Origin of the sequence: Francisella sp. Scap27 (genome assembly GCF_013394105.1) — a bacterium.
GTDB lineage: Bacteria > Pseudomonadota > Gammaproteobacteria > Francisellales > Francisellaceae > Francisella > Francisella adeliensis.
Genome location: NZ_CP041326.1, coordinates 1,735,016 through 1,759,200, shown reverse-complemented (window position 1 = coordinate 1,759,200; position 24,185 = coordinate 1,735,016). Strand labels below are relative to the sequence as shown.

Genomic DNA, 24,185 nt, shown 5'->3' with positions numbered 1-24,185 from the left:
TTGTTTAAATAATTTTAATGAAAAAAATAGTCTCTATATTACTTTGCTTACTCACGATTAATGCTTTTTCTCTTGAGTTACAAAGTAAAGAAATTACAACTAATCATACTGATATTCATTATTATCAAACAACTCCTGACAAAGCTAAACAAGATCTTATTATGCTTACAGGAATAGGAACCACTGCAAACTTCTGGCCAAGGGATTTTATTTTATTTTTATCTGAGAAATATAATCTATATATACTTGACTATAGAGGAATAAATACCTCGCAGCCTCTTAAAAACATAGACTTTACAATTAAAGATTTAGCACATGATACTAATGATTTCATAAAGATCAAAAAACTAAAAAATGTATCTCTATTAGGTTGGTCAATGGGTGGCAGCGTGGCTTTACAGTCGGTTTTTGATGATAAAAAGCTTTTTAAAAGTCTACTGCTTATATCTCCGGCTTTACCAGAAGAGAATTATAAAGAGCCAAAAAAACTTCAGGAAAAACCAAAATTTCGAATCTCTGACGATATATACAACTATGTCTTCACTAATAATATATATAGTTATAGACCAAAGCAACTTAAGGATGAGATTAAACGGTTTATAGATCCTACTATAGATAAACTATTTCCAGGCCCCAAAATATATGCAACACAAAAAATAGCACTAAAGAATTGGATGGAAAATAAGGAAAATGTTTATAACTTCAAAAGAATCACAACGCCAACGACTATATTTCTTGCAAAAAATGATGTAGTTTTGGACTACAATCTAAACCAAGACACTATAAACGAACTGAAAGATAAGTCTACACTTAATGTTATCTACTTTACAAATTCTGGACATGCTATAGATTGGGAATACCCTCAAAAATTAGCTAATCTCATAAACAACTTATATTAAAGACTAGAGAAAACATTCTATAATCTATATTATACATTATGGTTTTGCACTCATAGCTTAACTGGATAGAGTATCGCCCTCCGAAGGCGGTGGCGTGGGTTCGAGTCCCGCTGAGTGCGCCATAACTATAATAAAATAAGTAACCTGAAATGTTTAATAAAATAATTACAAATAGATTAATATTGAGAAGTTTTAAAGAAAGTGACTTATTAAACTTTACCGAATATAGAAATAATCCTAGCATTGCCAAATATCAAAGCTGGAGTACATTTTCCATCGAAGATGCCTATAAATTGTATACTCGACAAAAAAATATACACTTTGGTGAATCTGATTCTTGGGTACAAATAGCAATATCAACTAAAACAAATCCAGATATCCTTATTGGAGATTTAGCCATACACTTTCTAAAAGACTGTGATAAGCAAATAGAGATAGGCTTTACATTGAGTCCTCAAGCACAAAATAAAGGTTTTGCAAAAGAAGCAATAATTGCAATCTGTAAAACCCTATTTAATAACTATGATATTCATCGCATAATAGCTATTACAGATGTTAAAAATACTTCTGCAATTAAAATACTGTCAAAGCTTAAATTTAGGAAAGAAGCTCATTTTATTAAAAATATATTCTTTAAAGGTAGTTGGGGGGATGAATACCTATTTGCAATACTTAAAGAAGAGTTTATAAAAGAAAGATGATATTACCACACAGTAAAACCTTCTATCTCAAAGTTAAGTGATCAGAGTTAAGTGATCAGAGTTAATTATTTCAAATTCTCCCTCAAGAGTTTTACCTGCAGTTTCAGGAATAAGTCTTTTAACAACTTACAAAGAGTCTTAAAACATCGTAATGATAGTAACTCCAAAATTCATACCTAAAACTTTGAAACTATAAAGACCAAAATCGTAACCCCAACAACTATCATAAATATCGGTCTAACAAGTTTTGATCCCTTTAATATAACCATCTTAGAGCCAGCCATACCGCCAAAGAAACTCCCCACTGCCATCACCAAGCCATAAAGTATATTAACATGACCTGCCAATAAGAAAACTATCAGTGAAAAGACATTACTCTTGAGATTAAGTACTTTTGCATAACCTGAAGCTTGTAAAAATGTATAACCTAAAAAGTACACAATAGCTATAATCCAAAAATTACCTGTTCCAGGTCCAAAGAAACCATCATAGGCGCCAAGCAGAAACCCAAATAGTGTAAAAAAGACAAGCTCTGACATTCTTTTTTTGCCAGCAGTTACACCAAGATTTTTATTAAATAGGCTAAAGACAAAGACAAAAACCAATAGTACTGGAACAACAAAGTTCATAAATTCATTATCAATTACTAATGCTAATATAGTTCCTAAAGATGCTCCTATAAATCCTGCAACTAAGCCTCGTATCACTGTTTTAAAATTTATAAGCCCATTTTTATAGTACTTAAAAACTGCAGTGCCTGTACCTATACTAGCTTGTAGTTTATTTGTCCCTAGCACCATTGCAATGGGCAGACCTGTCATACTTAAAGCCGGTATACTAATAAGCCCTCCACCACCTGCGATAGCATCTATGAAACTTGCTAAAAATCCCATAACGACTAAAAATAAACACAAAGCAACGATGTGGTGAGATAAGAAAACTAACACTTTATCCTTCCAACTTAATAGTACTACCCTCAGCAATCAAGTGATTGATATTGTTGACAAGTGAGTAGATTGAAAAATTTTCAGTCAATGAGTTAAAGCTAGCATCAACTCCATCTAACGAGATACAGATATTCAATGACCGCTCTTGATCACCAGAATCACTAGCAATATTATCCTTTAAAGAATGAAGTACTTTCTCAAGGTTGGTTGAATTAATAAGGTTACTTTTTAAAGTGATATTAACCTTACTAAATGTTTCATCAATATAATCAGCTATTGGCAAAACCTTATCTACACTCAGTTTATTATTATCTCGTTGAACATCGCGACTAACTTTACCTTCAACTACAATTACATCATCAACTTTGATATTATCTTTAACAGAGGCAAATACATCTTCACTAATCAAACAATCTGCTCTATTTTTCTCATCATCAATATTTAGTATATAAAGCACTCGACCAGTTTTTGTTTGACGACGCATTGCTGGAGTTATCATACTAGCAATAATCCTTACTGAAGTACCATCTGCACTTGGTTGTTGGATTCTTGCTAAATCACTAAAGCTCACATGATTACGCCAATGACTTTCCTCATCTATAATATGCCCACTAAAGTACATTCCTAGAGCTTTTTTCTCATTTATAAGAAGCTCTTTCAGACACCACTCATTTATATAGCATTCTTTCTCAAGCTCTTTGTCAGTATCTTCTTCTTGGACATTAAATCCAAATAAATCATCTTGACCCGCTGCATTCATATCATTTACATAACTTGCATTTTTAATGGCTTTTTCGATACTATTAAAAGCTGTGGCTCTATTTTCAGTTATTTCATTTAAAGCTCCTGCAAAACAAAGCGCTTCTAAGGCTTTTTTATTTACCTTACGCAAATCTACTCTACGAGTAAGGTCAAATATTGAGTTAAATCTACCACTTTGTTCTCTCTCAGTAAGTATACTTTTAATTGCCTCACCACCTAAGCCTTTAATCGCACCAAGCCCCAGTAATATAACCCCTTTTGAAATTGCCTTACAATCATAAATACTTTTGTTTACATCAGGCAGTTTAACCGAGACATTCATATCCTTACAGTCAAGCATAAACTTAACTAATTGATCTGTATTTCCCATATCCCCAGACATCAAAGCTGCCATATATTCATCAGGAAAATGTGCTTTTAAATACGCTGTTTGATATGCAATAAGAGCATAAGCTGCAGCATGAGATTTGTTAAAACCATAACCTGCAAAGGCTTCCATTTGATCAAATATTTCATTTGCTAAACCAGAGTCAATATCATTATGCTTTAACGCACCCTCTTTAAAGATTTTACGCTGCATTTCCATCTCTTCAGGCTTTTTCTTACCCATTGCTCGACGCAGTAAATCTGCTCCACCAAGTGTATATCCAGCAAGTTTTTGAGCCATTTGCATAACCTGTTCTTGATAAACCGGTATACCATAAGTCTCTTGTAGTACCTGCTCTAATAATGGGTGCAAATATACTGTGCGTTTTCTGCCATGCTTACGATCAACAAATGTCGGGATATTTTCCATCGGACCAGGTCTATACAAAGCTACTAGTGCGATAATCTCTTCAAAAGTTGAAGTACCTAAATCTTTGACAATTTGTCGCATTCCTTGAGACTCTAACTGAAATATACCTGTAGTATTTCCAGCCTGTAAAAGCTTAAATGTTAGCTTATCATCTAAAGGAATATCTGCTATATCAAGTGGCTCTTCATCTGCATTTTTTTTAGCGTTTATACTTATAAGTGCTTTTTTAATAATCGTTAAGTTTTTTAAACCTAAAAAGTCAAACTTAACAAGACCTACATCTTCGACATCATTTTTGTCAAATTGTGTGACTATATCGCCACCTTTATCTTCACAGTACACAGGGGCAAAATCAGAGATAACTGTTGGAGATATAACAAGACCCGCAGCATGCTTACCTAAACTCCTAGGCAAACCCTCAAGTTTTTCAGCCTTTTCGATTATCTCAGCGACATCTTCATTATTTTGTATCTCATTATAAAGCTCTTCACAGAAATTTTTATTTGATTCACCATCTTTTTCTTTAACTAGTATCTTCTTAAATGTAGTTCCAGGAGTCTCAGGAATCATCTTCGCAATCATATCACCAAAGCCATAACCTTGCCCCATCACACGTACTACATCTCGCACCACACCCTTAGCTGCCATAGTACCATAAGTAATAATCTGCCCAACACTTTGCTTACCATACTTCTGCTCTACATATTTGATAACTCTATCACGACCTTCTATACAGAAATCAATATCAAAGTCAGGCATAGAAACACGCTCAGGATTTAGAAATCTCTCAAAAAGCAAGCCGTACGGTAGCGGGTCTATGTCGGTTATAAGCAAAGAGTACGCCACTAGTGAGCCCGCACCAGAACCACGCCCTGGACCAACGGGAATATCATTTTCCTTACACCAACGGATAAAATCTTCTACAATCAAGAAGTACCCTGGGAATCCCATATCGCAGATTATATCTATCTCAACTTGAAGCCTATCTTTATAAACTTTAGTTACATGATCATGTTTATCTATTGGCTTATTAGCTAATATTTTTTCTAAACGTTTATCTAAACCCTCATAACAAAGCTTTGAGAAATACTCCCTCTCAGTTAATCCTTCAGGAATATCCATCTGTGGTAAACAAGGTTTTCCTAGGTCAAATGTCACATTACATCTTTTTGCAATAACTAAAGCGTTATCAACTAACACAGGCAATGAGCTAAATGTCTGATACATTTCATCAGCAGATTTAAGATACTGTTCATGAGTAAACTTTGTTTTACGAGTCTCATCTAGTATTGTAGTTTTTTCATTTATACAAGCTCGTATTTCATGGATATCAAAATCTTCTGCTTCCATAAATACTGCAACATTCGTAGCAACTGCTAATAAGTCATAATCACTTGCTATAGCTAAAGCCTGCTCATTATATAAGCCTTCGTTTTCGTAATTAAGCTTATGAATTTCTATTATAAAATTATCTTTGCCAAAACAATCAATATAATAATCTACTATTTCAGTCAAGTTATTAGCTTTTTGTAAGATTGCTTTACCAATCTCGCCATTTTGCCCACCATTTAAGCAGATAATATCTTCTAAACACATTTCTTTGAGCCATGCTCTAGGTACCAACGGTATAGAGCCAAATCTTTCACCCTCTTCATAAGCTCTTGAGATTAGCTTCACCATATTTTGATAGCCATCATTAGTTTCAGCTAAAAGAACTAAATCACAAACTCCAAACTCAGTTTCTACTTTTAATTCAACTCCAAAAATTGGCTTAATGCCTGTTTTTATAGCCTGCTTATAAAACTTAACTGCAGCAAAAAGGTTAGATACATCTGTTAGAGCTAAAGCTACTATATTTTTCTGTTTAGCCGATTCAAAAAGATCATTTAAACGAACTGTACTATCGACTACAGAAAAACCTGTATGGATACGAAGATGAGAAATCATAAAGAAATATTTTATTAATAAAACTAGGTATAAATACTACTACATTTAAAGGTGAAAATCATGGCTGATTTTAAAGATAAAAGTTGTTTGTTAATTAGCATCCATAACTGCAACAAATGCTACATCTGTTAGCTGATTGCCTGTAACTTGCTGATCCCCTGTAAAATAGGTTTCGTTAGATGGGTATTTATCTGCATAATTATCTTCTACTGTAGTATGTAGATTTGTAGTATATACATGAGCAGTTTTATTATTTAAAAGATCAAGAGCAAGCTTTGTTTTTGCAAGAGTAAAAGATTGGAACATATGCCCACACATACCTTGTTTAGCTCTATAGCGAGGTGACTCTTTAGACAAAGATGCAGTATAAACATAAGTATTTTGCTCTTTGTTATATACTGGGCCTAAGACTCTAAAATGACTCCCTCCGATATCAGGATTATCAACATCCTCAAAAGTATAACCATGGTAGTCACCATTAACTTGACCACCTATCTGATCAAAAGTTTGTAGTTTACCATCTTGTTTAAATAAACCTGCATAACCTGATGAATGCTGATCAGAATAATCTTTTGTAAAACTTGTTTTCTCAAGCTCATCTACTACTGTTTTATCTGCTTGGACTCTATCTTTAGCTCCCTTAACTACAAATATAAAGTTTATAACTTCTAGCACTCTATGAGTTGGTTGGAAGTTATGATCTATACTTGTCTCACCATCACCTACCCAATATACCCATGCTGCTGGAATTGCAGTTTTCTTAAAGTCTTTATAATACGCCATCATAAATGGACTCATTTCTGGAAGATCTATATAGTCTGCTTTTGCGTTATCTTTATTGTAAGGATTAACTACATACTTCTTCAAGGTTTTACCATAGCCTAAAATCACATCATCTAAAATCTTATTACTCGTTGATTTTGTTGGAGTAGGTTTTACTACAAAGTTATCATCCATTTTCAGATCTTTAAACTGCTGACTTTTTTCTGGATCTGTTATAACTTGCTTATAACCACAAAAATTATACTTATCAGTATCGCTAGCATAAATTGAAGAAGCTAGAATCGTCCCAGCCAAAATTTTCACTATTTTCATACATAACCCTTAATATCTAAAATTTGGTAAACTACAACTAAGTAGACAAACTAACCATTAGTTATTTTGCTTTTATTCTCTATAAAAAACAATAATATTTTTAAAACTATAACAATAGTCAAGCTAATCCATAATGCTAATAATATAAACTCATAGTTAGATAAATTTAAATGTGCCCGAATAGCTTCCCAAACAGCCATAGTCATTGATACAGAAAAAGTTATCATTGCAGCTGCAGACCCATGCCCTTTTGTAATATTACTCATAGCAACACCTGTCGCAAGCGGTATAAAAAATCCAAGTATAAAACAAATTGCATGGAGTGAAAATATTACATAAAATGAATTTATAGATGATTCTGTATAGTAAACCACCAACACCAAGAATACTATAATTATGCCCACATTGTATCTTTTTTTATGAACCTTATCCGCTTTATATCTATATGTGAAAATACCTACTATATAAGACATAGAAGCCATTAAAAACAATACAGTAAAGTAGTTAATAGACATTCCAAGTTCGTCAACAACTAAACCCTTAAATGAGCTCATCAATACAGCAAGATAAAAAGAGAAAAAAGTCGCAACTATAGCTACATTTAATACATACTGAGGGTTTGATAATGCGTGTTTAAAACCTGATACTATCTTAGTAGGAGCTATAACTACTTGAGTTTTTGCATCAATCTTTAGTATATCCAATGAGTATATAAATAAAGCAAGCTCTATCATCGCCATTGCTATATAAGCAAAACGCCAAGAAATAGGAATTAAAAACAATGCTAAATATGTGCTTATTATTGGAGCTACTATAATACAACATGACATTATGGCATATGATTTTTTCATTGCATTTGTATCAATAGCATTCCTTGAAATAAGAGCTCTTCCTATAGATGAATAACATCCTGTCCCTAAACCAAGACATACAAACCCCATATACATCACATTCACATTATTAGACAATCCTAACGAACATAACCCAAAAACTGACAATGCTTGTGATGCATATAGAACTTTTTTAGCTGTAAAAACATCTGATAAAGTTGCAAATAGTATCGCTGAAATACTAAACATAAAAAATGACAAACTCATAGCTATCTGCGTTGTATAGCTCGTTAGATTTAATGCTTTAGATAAAGATGGAATGCATGACATTGATATTGTCAAAGTCATATATCCAACACATGTCAAAACATAAGATAATAAGTTAATTTTTTTCACTTATATGTAAGCTGGTAGGTGTTTCTGTCAAGAGTATAATGTATTTAATAGAAGTCTTCTAGAAATTTAAAATTACAATATTACTAATGAGTTATGTCTTAGGTAATATAAGAATTACCTAAATTTTTGCTTAGAAGATATTTTATAGTCTAAGAAATCGCTAATCTTACTTTTCTTATCTTTGAAAATAAAATTATTATAAACCACCATATACACAAGTACTTTACGCACATAATGCCTAGTTTCTCCATAAGGAACATTTTCAATCCATATTGGAGCTGTCACCTCTTTACCAAGCCACTTATTAACATTACCAGGTCCAGCGTTATAGGCTGCTATTCCAAGTATTGGATTTTTATCAAAAAGCTTCTCTAGGAAATATAAGTTTGCTGTACCTAACTTGATGTTATTTGCAGGAATATAAATCTGAGTAGACATACCTTTAGATTTATCGCCAACCATAGGTAGTTTATATTTTTTAGCAATAAAGTTAGCTGTAGGTTCTGTAACTTGCATCAAACCCTTAGCACCAGCATACGAGCCAGCCTCAACATCAAACAAAGATTCTTTACGCATTATCGAAAGCACTAAATCTTTGTTTATATCGAATTTATCAGCATTTTTATTAACTTCAGATATAAATGCTTTAGGGAAAAGTAATTCTATATTTGAGAACTTACCTATTACAGCCATATTAAATATCGCAGCATAATACATATTGTGACTTTCCGCTAAACGAGATAACTCCTTAATTTGTGTTATCTCTCTGTTTTTTAGCTTCGCTCTTATATCCCATTTCCAGATATTTGTAGATTCTTTATATTCACCAATTCTGTATAAATCAATAGCTTCTAAAATAGGATCTTGGTTAAGCAAGTCTTTTGCTTCGCTAGAAGTTATATCATCAGCTTGTTGATTACCAAAGTTGTAAGGTTTATCAAGCTCATCAGATGCTAGAAATGAATAATAGTCTAAAGGTACTTTTGTTAGTTCTTCAAATATCGGCTTAGCTTTTGATTTTTGGTTTGTTTTTTTATAACTATATGCAAGCCAGTACTTCCAAGCCTCATCTTGCTGAGATTTTTTAGGTAATTGATAATATGTTTTTATATAATCATTAAAATTATTATTATATAAATCAACTCTAAGTAGCCATTCCCAAGCTATAGCTGTAAGATATCTCTTATCTACTTTAGCTAACCATTGCTTTGCCTGCGGTGATTGTGACCTAGCAAAACTTACAGCTATAGCAGATATACATTCAGCCTTAGTTTTTTTATCTAGATATTTTTTATTTTTAAGGTTATCCCAAAGTTTTGCATATGCTTGATCATCTTTTTTAACTAAATCTTTTGATATATCTACGAAGATTTTATCGAAATATCTATAGTTATGGTACTTTGCAATAAAGCTATCAAGTTTGCTTGGATCTTTTGTAGCAGCTTTCCATGCATTTATATAGTCTACATAGTCTTTATTGTTATCAACATATGTGTTTAAGAGCCACAAACTATCTTTAAATTTGTTTGCAAATGCTAAGTTATAAGCCTTACTTACAATATAAGGCTTTGGCTTATTGTCTGATTTATCCCAAAGCTTTTGCATTTCCGTACAGCCTGAAGACATATAAACACGATTTTGCCATAATTGTCCATAATCATCTAAAGCTTTATTTTTATCGCCCAACTCATGCTCTGATTGAATTGCCCAACATTTACCAGATACTCCAAGATCATTATTATAGTATTCGTTAAACTTTTTCCACTTGTGATTTTTAGCATAATAAGTTGCTAAATCTTCAGATAACCTAGTATCCCAATATTTACCTTTATTTTGCTTAAGATAACGGTCTATAGTCGATTGCTCAAACATACCAGGATCTTTACTTATTTCCCTGTATTGAAGATACGGATAAATACTTGCATTTTTCAGCCTAGATTTTAGATAGTAATACGACTTATAGTCACCTTTATCAAGAGCCTTCAGAGCTTGCTGTGAGTATTGTTTTTCTGTATTTGTTAAACTAAATGCCGTACCAAAACCAGATAGTACAAGACCTGTTAAAATAATTTTTTTTAGCATACTTACCTCGATAATTTCATCAATACTAAGATAGCATATTTGCCAAAGATAGAAAACGCCTTATGCTGTGAAAAATATATTTTAAGATATTAATTACCGTAACTTTAGTTATTTAAACCGTAACCCTCTTTAAATAGACTATAGTTATGATTTCTAACTTCATGCATATCTTTGGGCCAAGCAAATGGAAGAGTATTACTACTGTATTGTTTACCATTTATAAAAGTATGGAAAGATTTAAGTTTATATTTTCCTGTAATAGTGTTTGCAATTGCTTGCCCCCCACTAGTACCTGGTAGCCATGCAGCAATTAGAGCATCACTATTTTGTAAAGGTGCTTTATCTGCACCAGCTGTTATAACCATTGGTCTACCTGATTGAATCACTGTAATTATAGGTATTCCTTTAGCTTTTAGTTCTTTGATTTGAGTAGCTTGGCTTTCACTGAACTTCAAACCTAAGAATTTACTTTGTGGTTCCTTATGCTCATCTGTAAATAGAGGGTTGTTATTTGCAACATCCCCATGATATTCAGCATAAGGATTTTCTGACAAAACTATAACAGCTATAGTGTCAGCTCTACTTAACCGTAATTTATTTTCTTTAAGGTTTGTAATAAATCTAGTACCTTTTGGTAAATCTGACTTTAACCCATCAAGTGTACTTGTAGCTCCACTATGCTCCTTATCATAAGCTCCTGGCATCCACCATCTATTACCAGTAAAGCCTTGCCATAATATAGTCCACCCACCATTTTGGCGACCTATATCATCATAAGCACCCATCAACACTACATTTTTAATTTTACTAATTTTCACAGGTAGTGTTTTATCTTTATTTTTAAGTAGTACTAATGATTGTTCTGCAGCCTCTAGAGCTGTTTGCTTAATCTTCTCATTCATAATGGGTTTCATACTTGGTTTCATAGCTAATTTAACCGCTATAATTCTAGTTACCGCTTGATCTACTCGCGACATCGGAATCTTGTGTTGTGTTACTGCAAATTTTATAGCTTTTAGCACATCTTCTGCATTACTATAATTGTAACCCTCCATGGTTCTTGGCCATGCTACTTTATTTTGTATTTCAGTGTAATTTTTACTAATATTTTTTGGCTGTTCTCCCAAGAATTCTTTAGGATAATGATTAGGAATACCTGTATTAAATATACCAAACATAATCATATCTACACCATTATTGATTGACATAGATAACGCATCTATAAATGAAATTTTACTTTGCTTGTTTAACATATTATATTTTGCTTGAGCTTTTGATATTGCTGCATAATCAGATACAACAAAACCATCGAATTTATAACCATCAATACCTGTTGTAGTGATTTTCTTAAGAAGACCTTTATCTCCACCAAAATGCATTGGAATACCATTTAAACTACTATATGAAGGCATCATACTACCAGCATTTGCATTTATAGCTCCACGATATCCTGCTCCATCAGTTTTCCATAATTCATCGAAATCAGTAATCTCAGCGTTTCCTTCATCAAGACCATTAATAGTTCTTCCATCAGCTATAAAATGCTTAACTGTAGCTAAAGTACCTGTTACATGTTTATTTTGAACATCCTGCATGCCTTGTACAAAATTATATGCCATTGTTTTCACAACATCTGGATCTTGCGAAAATGACTCATAAGCTCTACCCCATCTATAATCATGAGCAATAGCTACAGTAGGCGCATAAACCCAGTTAAAACCAGACTTCAACGTTCCTGCAGCTGTCATTTTTGCAGCTTCTCTGACTAATTTTGGATTATGCGTAGCGCCTAAACCTATATTTTGAGGAAAAAGTGGCGATCCTAAAACATGTTGATTGCCATGCACTTCATCTGTTCCTAATAAAAGCTCTGTTCCTTTAGGCCCTGAATATTGACTTTTTGCTAGTCGAGCAATTTTCTGCCACATTTTTAAAGATGGATCATTTGCATCAAACGGTACATCATTACCTCCGACTAAGACTGAACCGATATGATATTTTTTTATCTTATCTAAACCAAACTTTATAATTAACTCTTTGTCAGAAAGTGTATTTAAATACTTGGCATCTTGTGGGTTAGGTATCAAAATAGTTGTAGTTGGGACTATCATCTGCCCAATCTTTTCATCAAGAGTCATCTTCGAAACTATATTTTTTGCTTTCTTAATATATGGTTGATATAGATCTTTATGAGTATTTAGTGTAACTCCATGATCTTCTTGTTTTTTTGTATTATAAACTCCAATAGCTACAACACCACAAACTACAGCAATAGTTCCTGCTAATATTTTAATCTTCATGCAAAACCTTATTGATTTAAAACCCTTGCATTTAATACTATACTTAAAATTATTATAAATAAATTAATTTCTTTAAATTCCACTATGAAATCTAAACTCATGATCTTTTGATAAAATCAAGTTTTGCTCAACTTTAGCTAATCTCTCAATGCTTGGTGCTATGTCTGTGGAAGAGTATTTCTGTGCAAAATCCAAATAAATTGTAAAATGTCTTTTCTCTGACTCTAGTAATCCGTTATAAAACTTTTGTAAATCTGCATCAAGATGAGATGCTATTTTTGCAAATCTTTCACATGATCGTGCTTCAATATATGCACCGACAATTAAAGCATCAATAAATCTACCATGCTTATCTGTACGAGTATTTTTTATAAGCTCACTTGCGTACCTAGATGCTGAAATCGCTTTAAACTCAATTTTGCGTTTTTTAAGTATTCGCATAACTTGTTCAAAATGTACCAACTCTTCTCGAGCAATCTTTGACATTTTAGTTATAAGATCTGGTTTATCTGAGTATTTATAAAGATAAGTCATCGCTGATGAGGCTGCTTTCATTTCACAGTGCGCATGATCAATAAGCATCAGCTCCTGATTTGCTAAAGCCTTATCAACCCACTCTTCTGGTGTTTCACATGGTAAGAAATCTTCTATCGTTATAAAATCAGCATATAGTTTTTTTGACATTAGTCTTTAGGGTAAAATATTTTGGTTTTATTATAAAAGATATTTTGAATAATATATAGTTTGTGTACAAAATCTTAAGTAATAGGTTTTTAATGCCATAGATTAAACAAATATGGAAATACCAATAGTAATATTGGAATTGTAATAATACACATTACTATTTGTATACTTATAATATTTCCCATTGATTCATGATCTCCCTTTAAAAGATATACCATAGCATAAGCACTTGTACTAGCAGGTGATGCAGCATATATCATGCAAATAGCTACAAGAGTTTTATCAAAACCTAAAGGACTTAGTACCAACACCACTGCAACTGGAAATATTATTAATTTAACGATTGAACAATTAATAATCCCAACGATCTTAAGCATATTAATATTAAATTTAATACTAGCTCCAACAGCCATAATACTTAAAACAATCGAAGCTGAACTAAAGTTACTTAATACTAGGTTTAAAGGCTCTATATCAAGAATTATAGGAGCATACTTAGCTAGAACATTAAGCACAAAACCTAAAATACACGCAATAATCAAAGGATTCCTTAAAAGTTCGATAATCACTACAAATAGAGTTTTTTTATTTTTAGGATCCTTTTCATTAAGCATTATTAAGCCAACAATGTTTGCTAATGAAATCATAGATGCTGTAATAATTGCAATAACAGGCATAGCTTCTGCAGGGTTGAAGTACGAAACCGTAACACCTATAAAGACATAACTGTTGTACCTAAAAGAACCTTGGACAAAAACCACCCAAAACTTTTCATCTTTGAAAAGAAACTTAAATACTCTTAAAAAGAACAGTAGAATAAAAACTAGAACGATTAAGACTACAATAAATCCCGAGCTTGAATATGCAATACTAGCATTTGCGACATCATAAACTATTAGTGATGGAAAAAATATACAGTAAACAAGTTTATTTATAGCTGACCAAAAAGCTTTATCTTTAAGCCAAAATTTCTCTATCATAAAGCCTGAAATCAAAAGTACCAAAATTGGTAGTATTGAATTAATAATTGGCACGACTCTTTACTTAAAATTAGGAAAAATTATTGATATCAAAACTATCACAAGCGAAATTTAATTACAATTAAAAATATTTTAAACTTTTGGATTTGGTTTAGACTAAATTAGTTGTATTAATTACAACATAAGATAGAATGGAATTTATGAATCATATAAATATAATTAAAAATGACATCAGCAAATAAAAGCAAACTAATAGACAAAGCTATCGAAGCTTCAGCGAATGCTTATGCTCCATATTCAAACTTTAAAGTAGGTGCTGCCCTTCTTATGAAAGATGGTAGCTATATTTTAGGTGCTAATGTCGAAAATTGTGCTTATGGTCCAAGTAATTGTGCCGAAAGGTCTGCTTTATTTGCGGCTTACAGCCAAGGCTTTCGAAAAGAAGATATCAAAATGATAGCAACTATCACAGATACTCCAAAAGCTTCATCATCATGTGGAACTTGTAGACAAGTAATGGCTGAACTACTAACTACTGAATGTGTTGTACTATTTTCAAATAATGCAAAATCAGATATAAAAGAAACTACAATTGATGAATTGCTACCTGATAGATTTATACTTGAATAACATTATAATTATCAATAACAGAATAATGCATCTATTTTTAGACACTAAAATTGCTACTTGTTTTCTATTTATTTTAAAGGGGGATTTTTTGAAAATAATGGTGGGATGTACAGGATTCGAACCTGTGACCAATTGGTTAAAAGCCAACTGCTCTACCAACTGAGCTAACATCCCGGTAGATGAGAAGTATTATACTTTTTAATTTTTTTATGTCAACGCTTTTTGCGACTTTTTATAATTTAATTCTAATAACTCGATCGGATGTTTTATAGTGTGCCCTTCAACCCTTTTAATTTGACAACGACAAGAAAAACCTGTGACCACAGAATTTCTAATTCCGAACCTCTCAATTTTATCTTTCCAGCTTAAATTATAAATTTGTTTTGATGCTTCAAGGTGCTTAACTTCATGCCCAAAACTTCCAGACATTCCACAACAACCAACTTTTACAGCTTCCGCTTCTATACCAAAATGTTTAAAGACTTTTTGCCACTGATCCACCGATATTGGAGATAATGATTTTTCGGTACAGTGATTAAATATATTTATCTTACCTTCATATTTAGTTGATACTGTTGGTAAATTTGGTAATTGCTCATACAGCCATTCTTGAATCATTTTAACTTTAAACTCGACCTTACCTTTCAAGTATTTCTTATATTCATCTCGATAAACTAAGGTCATAGCAGGATCGACTCCAATCATATCTATACCGATACCAGATATTTTGTTATAAAGTTTCGTAGCTTTATTTGCCTGCTTATCAAAGTACTTTAAAAAACCTTTTACATGTGAAGGCTTACCATTTACTTTAAATGGTGCTAAATATACCCGATAACCTAAAGCTGTAAGTAGATCATATAAACTTAGTACTATATGCGTGTCATATAAAGATGTGAAAATATCTTGCACAATACATACTGATTTTGACTTTTCATCTTCCGTTAATTTTTGCATTTCTTTAAGATCAAATTCAAATGCACCTCGACGACTAAGCTCTTTGCGAAGATTTAAGCTACTAATAACAGGAGTATCCACAAATCCAATAATATTCCCTAAGCCAGCTCTCACAAATTGAGTATTAAAAATATCATTAAACATCTTTGGTGCAGATAAGTTCATACTAAGTATACTCTCACTAAATTTCACGAAATAATCAGTTGCTGGACGGCGATATTTAGAATGGTAATGTGCTAAAAATTGCGACTTCATACTTGGAATATCCACTTTTATCGGGCACCCTGTAACGCAAGCCTTACAACCTAAGCACTTATCTAATGAATCATAAACTTCATGTGAAAAGTCTTCCTTAAAATCTTTTAGTCTATCTATGCCTACTTTATAATCATTACTTACTGTTGAATACCCTTTAGCTGAAAGTTGATTTAACCACTCTCGTAATACCGCTGAGCGACCTTTCGGTGAATACAGCCAGTTTCTACTTACCTTAGCAGATGGACAAATAGCAGTATCATAATCATAATTTAAGCACTGAGAATTACCATTACAATTATAAGCACCTGAAAATTGCTCACGCATTTCTTTTGAAACACTGTTATCTACAGCTCCCCTAAAAGGACCTGCTACTTTGACTATATCATCCTTACTATCTGCTGGAGTTGTGATTTTACCAGGGTTAAGTTGGTTATATGGGTCAAATGCTTGTTTAATATGCCCTAGACTCTTATACAGATCTTCACCAAAAAAATCTTTAAGATATTCACTACGATAACCATGACCATGCTCCGCACAAAGTATACCACCATGTTTTTTTACCAACTGGCTTACTTTCTTAGTGATTTCTGAGACTTTTTTAGCATCATTTTCATCACTCATATCTAACGCGGGTCGAATATGTAAACAACCAACATCTACATGACCAAACATCCCATACTTAACATCATAACTATCTAAAAGTTTAGATAAATCTTTAATATAGTCTGCTAAATTTTCTGGAGCAACAGCTGTATCTTCAATAAAAGGTATTGGTTTGCGGTTTCCTTTCATAGCACCAAGCAAGCCAACTCCTTTTTTACGCAACTCCCATAAGCTGTTCATCTCAGCAGTATCTTCAGTTAAATGATAAATCTTATTATCATCTAAAAGCAGTTTTTCTAATCCGGCAGTTTTATTATCTACAGTAGTTTGAGTATCACCGATAAACTCAATGAAATTTATTGCAGCAACTTCTTGAGAACTATCTTTCTCTATCATATGCTTGATACGATGATACACTTCATCTTCTTTTGCTAGTCTTACAATATTATCATCAATAGTTTCTATCGCTGATGGCTCATAAACCAATAAATCTCTAGCAGCTTTTAAAGCCTCATCAAACTTAGCATACGATACAGCAAACAATGCTTTAAACTTCGGTTTTTTAGTAAGTTTTAACTTCATCTCTGTAACAAATGCAAGCGTACCTTCAGATCCTGAAATCAGATAGCTTAGATTTATTTTATTACTTGGTTTATCATAAGTCTTAGAAAGATTATATCCTGTAAGAAACCTACTTAATTTAGGCATTTCTGCTTCTATTTGATAATAATTATCTACTATTTGTTCTTCTATAGTATTATAAATATTTTTCTCAACATCACTTAAATCACTACTATGAATATCATCAACTGAGATAGTTTTTGTACGAATATTTTGTCCAGTTATTAGCATACATTCTAGCTCTAAAATATGAGCACTAGTACGACCATAAATTCTTGAACCTTTACCACACGCATCAGTATTAACCATACCACCTAAAGTAGCACGATTACTTGGTGAAAGATTTGGTGCAAAGAAATACTCACTATCAGCGATCTTATCATTCAACTGATCTAAAACCACACCAGGCTGCACAACAACAAACTCATCTTTTAGATTAACTTCTAAAATTTGATTCATATAACGACTGCTATCAACTATCACACCCGCACATAATGAATGCCCTGCTGTTCCTGTGCCCCCACCTCTTGGTGCAAATTTCATTTCACGATACTTTTCTAAACTTGCTAGTTTAAATACAATTTCAACATCTGATTTTGAGCTTGGAAAAACAACTAGCTCAGGAACCACCATATAGACACTGTTATCCATTGATGTTGATATTCTAGAAGCGTAATCTTCGTGAAGATCACCTCTAAAACCATCTTGACGAAGATCATTAATAAATAGATCTATAAGTTGGTTTAGTTTATTGGATATATCTAAAACTGGGAGCTTATCTTGTTTCATATCATATAAATACTTAGAAAGTTTACTTAATTATATAAGAAAAATAAGGATTCACAAACAGCTATGATAAGACTGCTCATATGAAGTTGAGATAAATATTTAAAAATCTTTTACCTATGATGAAATTTAAAAAAAATCTTCCGTACTATTTGACAACAACTTTAATTGTTTTTTTAGATAAAGCTTTTTCATTTATTTCAATGCCTAAACCTGGAGTACTAGGAGCCTCAAAAAAGCCATTTACAGGTTGAGGATCTTGAATGCAAAGCTCTCTGTTAAAGTCTTTTAAAGCATAGGTGTGATGTTCATGTATCATAAAGTTTGGTATAGCTGTTTCAAGATGCAAACTAGCTGCTGTAGCTATTGGACCGCCACAAACATGTGCTTGAATTTTCACATCATACATATCAACATAGTCACAAATTTTCTTAGCTTCAGTTAAGCCACCACACAAGCCGATATCTGGTTGTAAGATATCTATAGTTTGTTTTTCGATATATTCTCTCACACCATGACGCAAATATAACCTCTCACCTGCAGCAATCGGCACATCAAGCTTTTGTTTAAGTGGCTCATGTAATTTACTGTTTAAGTAATTCACCGGCTCTTCAAAATAAAGACAATTAAAGTCTTCAGCTATCTCACCTAACTGTAATGCTGATGTAAGACTTGGTAAACTATGACACTCAAAAATAATATCGCCATTTTCACCAAGTACATCACGGATAGCCTGCATTCTTTCACGAATAAGATTAAGATGACTTCTGCGAAATGGTAAAGTGCAATCATATAAAGTTTCACCCTTATCATCAAACATCATAGGGTCTACTTTAATCGCATCATAGCCTTCTGTGACAGCTTTTTCTGTAGCTTTTGCATAATCTTCTGGCTTGTATAATGCTTTTCTCTCATACTGATCCCAGTCAAATTGAAGTTGACTTGCATAAGTACGCAACTTAGGGTTAGTTTTACCACCTAAAAGCTCATAAACAGGTAATCCTAAAGCTTTGCCTTTAATGTCCCAAAGAGCTATATCAATAGCACTCATAGCAGCATAAACAACAGGTCCACCACCTAAGCCCCAAAAACTTTCACGGAGCATCCTATCCCATAGTTTTTCACTATTAAACGGATCTGTACCTATCACCATAGCTTGAGCAAACTCTTGGATCATATTTGCAGCAGCAGAATGACCTAAATCATAAGCTAGTCCTGCCTCACCAACTCCTGTAATCCCCTCATCTGTAATTACCTTTACAAATACCGGTGACCAAGCAGGTCTTTTATCACAATAAACATCAAATACTTCTACTGCTATTATTTTCATTATTTATCCTTATTATCAATCATTAATTGAGTAAATCTCACTAGCTACTTTACAAAACATATTCTGTGAAACTTTTTCATCATTAATATATTTTCTCAAATAACTCTGCCAAAACTTATAATCTTGTGTATATGAAACTGGATAGTTTGAGCCATAACAAAGTTGCTTTTGATTTATATAATCAAAAATAAAATCTAAAGCTCTATCTACATCGCAAATATCATTGTTTAAATCAAACCCTGATAGCTTAAGATACCAGTTTTGATTTTGAGATATACTTTTGATAAAAGTCTGCCATTCTTTAACATTGCCATTTTCAGCATATAAAGGTAACCCAAAATGCTCAATAGCCATCTTCACGCCTGAGTTATTTATACTATCTAAAAGTGGCAAAAACTGCTCAGGATACATTTGAGCTTCAAACACTAAATCACACTGTTTAAGCACTTCTAACTTAGCTTGCAAATCTTTTGGTATAGCTTTTTCAAATGGGCTATAACTTGATTTATCAGAGCTTGACATAATTTGTCTGACTCCGACGATATCTTTATGCTCTACAAGTTTAGAGATACTATTTTCAAAATCTTGAAGCTCTAGTGTAAAGTCAGCACAAGCGACTATTTTTATATTTTTATTTGGAAAATTTTCTTTAAGCCACTCGTATTCACACAATGGTGAGAAAGCATCACTATGAGCCTCTATATGTACATAAGCTTTTGTATCAAAATTATCAGGTGTTACTAGTCTTGGCAGATCAGTATTTTTAACCCAATCATTGTAGCCATTAGCTATATCCCAAAAATGTATATGAGAGTCTACAACTTTCATCATTTTACTGTGTAACCACCATCAATAGGTATTAGAGTTCCTGTCATATAACTACTACCACCACTTAAAAGAAAGTATACTACGTTAGCAACTTCACTAGGTTCAGCTATTCTACCTAAAGGAAATTCATTAGCCTCTATATTTTCAGCCTCAGCTAATGATATCTTTTCCCTTTGAGCAAACCTTGCTATAGCATCTTTATAAAGCCCTGTATTTGTTGTACTTGGGCAAATAGTATTTACTCGTATATTCCTATCAGCTAAATCTAATGCTAATGATTTAGTTATTTGAGCAATAGCTCCTTTTGTCATACCATACGCAAAACTATTTGGCTTACCCACCAAACACTGATCAGAACCATTAAAAACAATAGAACACCCATGTGCAAAATTATGCTCAAGTGCCTTAATTACGGCTACATTCGACATCAAGTTTATAGCAATGCTAGACTCAATATTGCTCAATGATTGTGTAAATACCGAGCCACTAGTATGCACCCCAACATTTAAAAATACTCCATCATACTTAAACCCTAATGGAATATACTTATCCACATCATGATACTGGCTCAAATTAATCTCTATAAAAATCTCATTAGTAAGCATCTTTTGAGGTTTTTTAATATCTAAGTTTATAACCTTATGACCTTTAGATATAAGTTTTGAAACTACCGCTCTACCAATACCATCAGATCCGCCAGTTACAAGATAATTTTTCATAAACTTAAACCCTATCTACCAATTTTAGAATAAAGCTTGCTGACCTTTCAGCTGCCATTTTTGCAAACTCATCAAAATCATCTGGAGCATCGCCATCTGCAGTATCAGATATACTTCTCAATATAAGGCTCGGTACATTTAATTCATTACATACTAGGTTTACGCTCGCACCTTCCATCTCGATAGCACTAGCTTGAAACTCTTTTATAACAAAGTCTTTTCTTTCAAAAGAATGTATAAATTGATCTCCAGTTGCTATAACCCCAGTTTTTAAGCTAAGATTCTGTTCTTTTGCTACTTCTTGAGCTTTTTCAAACAAATTCTTACAAGTTGGGATATTTACTTCTGAAGTTGGAATTTTACCATGTGGATAGCCAAATGCTGTAATATCAACATCATGCTGAACTGTAGAAGTTGCAATCATAACATCTCCTACATTTAAATTTTGTAAGCCTCCGGCAACACCTGTAAAGAGTAGTGTTTCTGCACCAAAATGCTCAACCATAATAGTAGCTGTCATTGCTGAAAATACCTTACCAATCTTACTATAAGCTATAATTAGCTCATTACCATTATGCTCTGCTATATAATATTTATTATTTGCGTATTCAACTTCTTTATAACTACTTAATTTTGATAGTATCGGTTGAATTTCTATTTCCATTGCACCTAATATTGCTATTTTTTTCATTTCAATTCCTAATGTAATTTATAATTCATTTACTAAACTTTATCTTCACAAACTCAATAATCTCTTCCATCTTATAAAATCTAGCTCCTTTAACTATGATTTTAAATTCTGAGTTTTCATTTCTTAAGGTACTATATAAATCTTCTTCCAATTCTGCTTTAGCTTTATATTGTACTACTGATGGTTTGTTAGCTTCCTCGACTATCATCGAAACATACTCATTATCACCATATAAAAGAACATTATCTATATTGGAGTTTTTAAGAGTTTTACCTATATGTCGATGATAGTATTCTGCTTCTTCACCAAGCTCTCTCATTGCACTTAGTACAAGAATACTATTACCTTCAAACTCATTCAAATCATCTATAGCAGCTTCTACAGCTGAAACACTAGCATTATAACTATCATCAACAAGTGTTATATTTTTTGTAATTTTTTCACTAGAGAACCTTCCTGCATAGTTCTTAATATTTTGTGTGTTCGCTAAAACTTCATCTGGAGTAAGACCCGCAGCTATAAGCGATCCTATTGCTAAAATACTATTAAATAAATTATGTTTACCGATATTTGCTAGTTTATAACTATACTGTCTATCAAAAATAATAATATCAACACAATACACATTATCAATAAGCTCATATTTTCTTATATAAATATCTGCTTTTGAATTTTGCATTGAGCATGTTATTTTTTTACATTCCAGTTTTTCTGCATAGTCAGAAATCCTCTCATCATCAAGATTTATAACACTACAGCCATTTTTAGGTAAGGCTTTCAGAAGCTCACCTTTTTCTGTCATCACACCATCAAGAGTTTTTAGATTTTCAAGGTGACAAGCTCCAACATTTGTAATCAAAGCAATATCCGGTTGGATAACTTCAGCTGCTGCTTTTATCTCACCACCAACATTGGTACCTGCTTCAACAACGGCATACTCAGCATCTTGTGGAGTTTCAAGTATTGTCATTGGCACACCTAAGTAGTTATTTAGATTGCCTTTTGTAAAGTGTACTTTTTTATCACCAAGTAGTGTTACAATCATCTCTTTGACCGTTGTTTTACCACAACTTCCTGTTAGTGAAATAATCGGCATACTCAGACTTTTCCGATACTTTGTCGCAAGCTTTCGCAAGCCTTTTATTGTATTGCCACAAACTATTTGTGGAATATCTAAATCTTGTTTTTTCGATACTAAAACTGCTTTTGCTCCACTAGATAGAGCTTGAGGAATAAACTCATGACCATCACGATTAGCAACTATTGCTACAAATAAACAGTTATCTTGGATATCATTTGAATTTATCGCTACAGTTTGTATCTCAGTATCATCACCAAAATATTCAAAACCCGCTTGTTCCGCTAATTTTTTTAAAGATCTAATCATTGAAATGCCTTAGTATTTATCTAAAGACAATCATACCATTTTGACATTAATTTTAGAAAAAAGATTTATGTATTTGAATGCTGATCTCTTGCACATTGGAAAGTATTATAAAGAAGCTCGGTGATAGTCATAGGACCAACTCCACCTGGAACTGGGGTAATTGCACCAGCTTTCTCTTTAACAGCATCAAAATCAACATCACCACATATTTTACCATCTACATAGTTAATACCTACATCTACCACAACAACACCTTCTTTAACCATATCAGCTGTAATAAAGCCAGGCTTACCAACAGCTACTATTAACACTTCCGCATTTCTAGTGATTTCTTTAAGGTTTTTAGTAAATCTATGACAAGTCGTTACAGTTGCTTTTGCATTTAGAAGTAATTGAGAAACAGGTTTGCCTACAATATTACTTGCACCTACAACAACAGCATTTGCTCCAACAAGATCAATACCATACTCTCTAAGCATAGTCATTATGCCTTTGGGAGTACATGATTCTAGGCACTTTTTATCTCTAAGCTGTAGCCTACCAACATTTGCAGGATGAAAGCCATCAACATCTTTTTCTGGTAAAATCTTGTATATAACCTTATGTTTGTTTATATGCTCTGGCAATGGAAGCTGTACCAATATTGCATTAACAGAAACATCATTATTTAATTTTTCAATTAAACTCAATAACTCTTCTTCTGTAGTGCTACTAGGTAGAGTTATAATATCAGAATCAATTCCTACTTTAGCACAAGCTTTTTCTTTTGAAGCTACATAAGTTTTACTTGCAGCATCTTCACCAACAATTACAGCCACAAGCTTAGGTACTATACCAGTTTGAGACTTATATTCTTGGATTTGTTCTTTTAATTGAGATTTAAGTTTTAATGAGAGAGCTTTACCATCTATTAAGGTCATGAATTAATATACTTTTTAAAATACTTTTTGATAAGC

Annotated in this window: 18 protein-coding genes and 2 tRNA genes; 4 read left to right on the top strand and 16 right to left on the bottom strand. The window is 32.7% G+C overall.

The features are described from left to right. Window positions 1–17: 17 nt before the first annotated feature. The 3 genes from FLM55_RS08395 to FLM55_RS08385 all read left to right on the top strand — a co-directional run bounded on the left by FLM55_RS08395 (window position 18) and on the right by FLM55_RS08385 (window position 1,600). The gene (locus tag FLM55_RS08395; protein WP_178948851.1) at window positions 18–899 is read left to right on the top strand and encodes an alpha/beta fold hydrolase; all 882 of its coding nucleotides are present in this window, start codon (window positions 18–20) and stop codon (window positions 897–899) included. A 46-nt stretch (window positions 900–945) separates the two neighbouring features. Then, window positions 946–1,021: transfer RNA gene (locus tag FLM55_RS08390), tRNA-Arg, on the top strand. 27 nt (window positions 1,022–1,048) lie between these two features. After that, window positions 1,049–1,600 (top strand): GNAT family N-acetyltransferase, encoded by a 552-nt coding sequence (locus FLM55_RS08385; RefSeq protein WP_178948850.1) that lies wholly within the window; start codon window positions 1,049–1,051, stop codon window positions 1,598–1,600. A gap of 176 nt (window positions 1,601–1,776) precedes the next feature. Here the strand turns inward: FLM55_RS08385 and FLM55_RS08380 are convergent, their stop codons facing one another. The 8 genes from FLM55_RS08380 to FLM55_RS08345 all read right to left on the bottom strand — a co-directional run bounded on the left by FLM55_RS08380 (window position 1,777) and on the right by FLM55_RS08345 (window position 14,473). After that, on the bottom strand, window positions 1,777–2,493 hold the full coding sequence (locus FLM55_RS08380) for a TSUP family transporter (protein ID WP_178949098.1): 717 nt from the start codon (window positions 2,491–2,493) through the stop codon (window positions 1,777–1,779). A 55-nt stretch (window positions 2,494–2,548) separates the two neighbouring features. Next, on the bottom strand, window positions 2,549–6,052 hold the full coding sequence (gene dnaE / locus FLM55_RS08375; protein ID WP_178948849.1) for a DNA polymerase III subunit alpha: 3,504 nt from the start codon (window positions 6,050–6,052) through the stop codon (window positions 2,549–2,551). A 90-nt stretch (window positions 6,053–6,142) separates the two neighbouring features. Beyond that, window positions 6,143–7,147, bottom strand: coding sequence for a hypothetical protein (locus FLM55_RS08370; RefSeq protein WP_178948848.1), 1,005 nt, complete (start codon window positions 7,145–7,147; stop codon window positions 6,143–6,145). A 50-nt stretch (window positions 7,148–7,197) separates the two neighbouring features. Next, window positions 7,198–8,373 carry an MFS transporter gene (locus FLM55_RS08365; protein ID WP_256868872.1) on the bottom strand — a complete coding sequence of 392 codons (1,176 nt, stop codon included), beginning with the start codon at window positions 8,371–8,373 and terminating at the stop codon, window positions 7,198–7,200. A gap of 114 nt (window positions 8,374–8,487) precedes the next feature. Further along, on the bottom strand, window positions 8,488–10,455 hold the full coding sequence (locus FLM55_RS08360; protein ID WP_178948847.1) for a lytic transglycosylase domain-containing protein: 1,968 nt from the start codon (window positions 10,453–10,455) through the stop codon (window positions 8,488–8,490). Between the two features lie 104 nt (window positions 10,456–10,559). Next, window positions 10,560–12,755, bottom strand: a complete 2,196-nt coding sequence (locus FLM55_RS08355) for a glycoside hydrolase family 3 protein (protein ID WP_178948846.1) — start codon at window positions 12,753–12,755, stop codon at window positions 10,560–10,562. A gap of 72 nt (window positions 12,756–12,827) precedes the next feature. Further along, on the bottom strand, window positions 12,828–13,439 hold the full coding sequence (locus FLM55_RS08350) for a tRNA-(ms[2]io[6]A)-hydroxylase (RefSeq protein ID WP_178948845.1): 612 nt from the start codon (window positions 13,437–13,439) through the stop codon (window positions 12,828–12,830). Window positions 13,440–13,528: 89 nt separating this feature from the next. After that, complete coding sequence (locus FLM55_RS08345; RefSeq protein WP_373193957.1) at window positions 13,529–14,473, bottom strand: AEC family transporter; 945 nt, start codon at window positions 14,471–14,473, stop codon at window positions 13,529–13,531. Window positions 14,474–14,644: 171 nt separating this feature from the next. Here FLM55_RS08345 and cdd point away from each other — a divergent pair, with 171 nt between their 5' ends. After that, window positions 14,645–15,049 (top strand): cytidine deaminase, encoded by a 405-nt coding sequence (cdd, locus tag FLM55_RS08340; protein ID WP_178948843.1) that lies wholly within the window; start codon window positions 14,645–14,647, stop codon window positions 15,047–15,049. A gap of 98 nt (window positions 15,050–15,147) precedes the next feature. On the opposite strand, the gene FLM55_RS08335 is transcribed toward cdd, so the two are convergent. From FLM55_RS08335 to folD, 8 genes are all read right to left on the bottom strand, one after another. Continuing rightward, window positions 15,148–15,223 (bottom strand) — tRNA-Lys (locus FLM55_RS08335). Window positions 15,224–15,256: 33 nt separating this feature from the next. Next, window positions 15,257–18,277, bottom strand: coding sequence for an FAD-binding and (Fe-S)-binding domain-containing protein (locus FLM55_RS08330; RefSeq protein WP_178948842.1), 3,021 nt, complete (start codon window positions 18,275–18,277; stop codon window positions 15,257–15,259). Between the two features lie 145 nt (window positions 18,278–18,422). Continuing rightward, a complete protein-coding gene (locus FLM55_RS08325) occupies window positions 18,423–19,604 on the bottom strand; it encodes a mandelate racemase/muconate lactonizing enzyme family protein (RefSeq protein ID WP_178948841.1) in 1,182 nt (393 codons plus the stop codon). Window positions 19,605–19,619: 15 nt separating this feature from the next. After that, a complete protein-coding gene (locus tag FLM55_RS08320) occupies window positions 19,620–20,432 on the bottom strand; it encodes an amidohydrolase (protein ID WP_178949096.1) in 813 nt (270 codons plus the stop codon). Beyond that, window positions 20,432–21,151, bottom strand: coding sequence for an SDR family NAD(P)-dependent oxidoreductase (locus FLM55_RS08315; protein WP_178948840.1), 720 nt, complete (start codon window positions 21,149–21,151; stop codon window positions 20,432–20,434). Before FLM55_RS08315 ends, FLM55_RS08320 begins: the two co-directional genes overlap by 1 nt. 4 nt (window positions 21,152–21,155) lie before the next feature. Next, complete coding sequence (locus FLM55_RS08310) at window positions 21,156–21,842, bottom strand: 5'-methylthioadenosine/adenosylhomocysteine nucleosidase (RefSeq protein ID WP_178948839.1); 687 nt, start codon at window positions 21,840–21,842, stop codon at window positions 21,156–21,158. Window positions 21,843–21,867: 25 nt separating this feature from the next. Beyond that, window positions 21,868–23,229, bottom strand: coding sequence for a UDP-N-acetylmuramoyl-tripeptide--D-alanyl-D-alanine ligase (gene murF / locus FLM55_RS08305; protein ID WP_178948838.1), 1,362 nt, complete (start codon window positions 23,227–23,229; stop codon window positions 21,868–21,870). A 65-nt stretch (window positions 23,230–23,294) separates the two neighbouring features. After that, window positions 23,295–24,149, bottom strand: coding sequence for a bifunctional methylenetetrahydrofolate dehydrogenase/methenyltetrahydrofolate cyclohydrolase FolD (folD, locus tag FLM55_RS08300; RefSeq protein ID WP_178948837.1), 855 nt, complete (start codon window positions 24,147–24,149; stop codon window positions 23,295–23,297). Window positions 24,150–24,185 lie beyond the last annotated feature (36 nt).

What these genes read in the sequence shown, in the direction of transcription:
- cdd (WP_178948843.1), top strand. Translation starts at nt 14,645, where the DNA reads ATGACATCAGCAAATAAAAGCAAACTAATAGACAAAGCTATCGAAGCT.
- FLM55_RS08395 (WP_178948851.1), top strand. Translation starts at nt 18, where the DNA reads ATGAAAAAAATAGTCTCTATATTACTTTGCTTACTCACGATTAATGCT.
- FLM55_RS08325 (WP_178948841.1), bottom strand. Translation starts at nt 19,604, where the DNA reads ATGAAAATAATAGCAGTAGAAGTATTTGATGTTTATTGTGATAAAAGA.
- dnaE (WP_178948849.1), bottom strand. Translation starts at nt 6,052, where the DNA reads ATGATTTCTCATCTTCGTATCCATACAGGTTTTTCTGTAGTCGATAGT.
- folD (WP_178948837.1), bottom strand. Translation starts at nt 24,149, where the DNA reads ATGACCTTAATAGATGGTAAAGCTCTCTCATTAAAACTTAAATCTCAA.
- FLM55_RS08380 (WP_178949098.1), bottom strand. Translation starts at nt 2,493, where the DNA reads ATGGGATTTTTAGCAAGTTTCATAGATGCTATCGCAGGTGGTGGAGGG.
- FLM55_RS08350 (WP_178948845.1), bottom strand. Translation starts at nt 13,439, where the DNA reads ATGTCAAAAAAACTATATGCTGATTTTATAACGATAGAAGATTTCTTA.
- FLM55_RS08360 (WP_178948847.1), bottom strand. Translation starts at nt 10,455, where the DNA reads ATGCTAAAAAAAATTATTTTAACAGGTCTTGTACTATCTGGTTTTGGT.
- FLM55_RS08370 (WP_178948848.1), bottom strand. Translation starts at nt 7,147, where the DNA reads ATGAAAATAGTGAAAATTTTGGCTGGGACGATTCTAGCTTCTTCAATT.
- FLM55_RS08330 (WP_178948842.1), bottom strand. Translation starts at nt 18,277, where the DNA reads ATGAAACAAGATAAGCTCCCAGTTTTAGATATATCCAATAAACTAAAC.
- FLM55_RS08310 (WP_178948839.1), bottom strand. Translation starts at nt 21,842, where the DNA reads ATGAAAAAAATAGCAATATTAGGTGCAATGGAAATAGAAATTCAACCG.
- FLM55_RS08385 (WP_178948850.1), top strand. Translation starts at nt 1,049, where the DNA reads ATGTTTAATAAAATAATTACAAATAGATTAATATTGAGAAGTTTTAAA.
- murF (WP_178948838.1), bottom strand. Translation starts at nt 23,229, where the DNA reads ATGATTAGATCTTTAAAAAAATTAGCGGAACAAGCGGGTTTTGAATAT.
- FLM55_RS08355 (WP_178948846.1), bottom strand. Translation starts at nt 12,755, where the DNA reads ATGAAGATTAAAATATTAGCAGGAACTATTGCTGTAGTTTGTGGTGTT.
- FLM55_RS08320 (WP_178949096.1), bottom strand. Translation starts at nt 20,432, where the DNA reads ATGAAAGTTGTAGACTCTCATATACATTTTTGGGATATAGCTAATGGC.
- FLM55_RS08315 (WP_178948840.1), bottom strand. Translation starts at nt 21,151, where the DNA reads ATGAAAAATTATCTTGTAACTGGCGGATCTGATGGTATTGGTAGAGCG.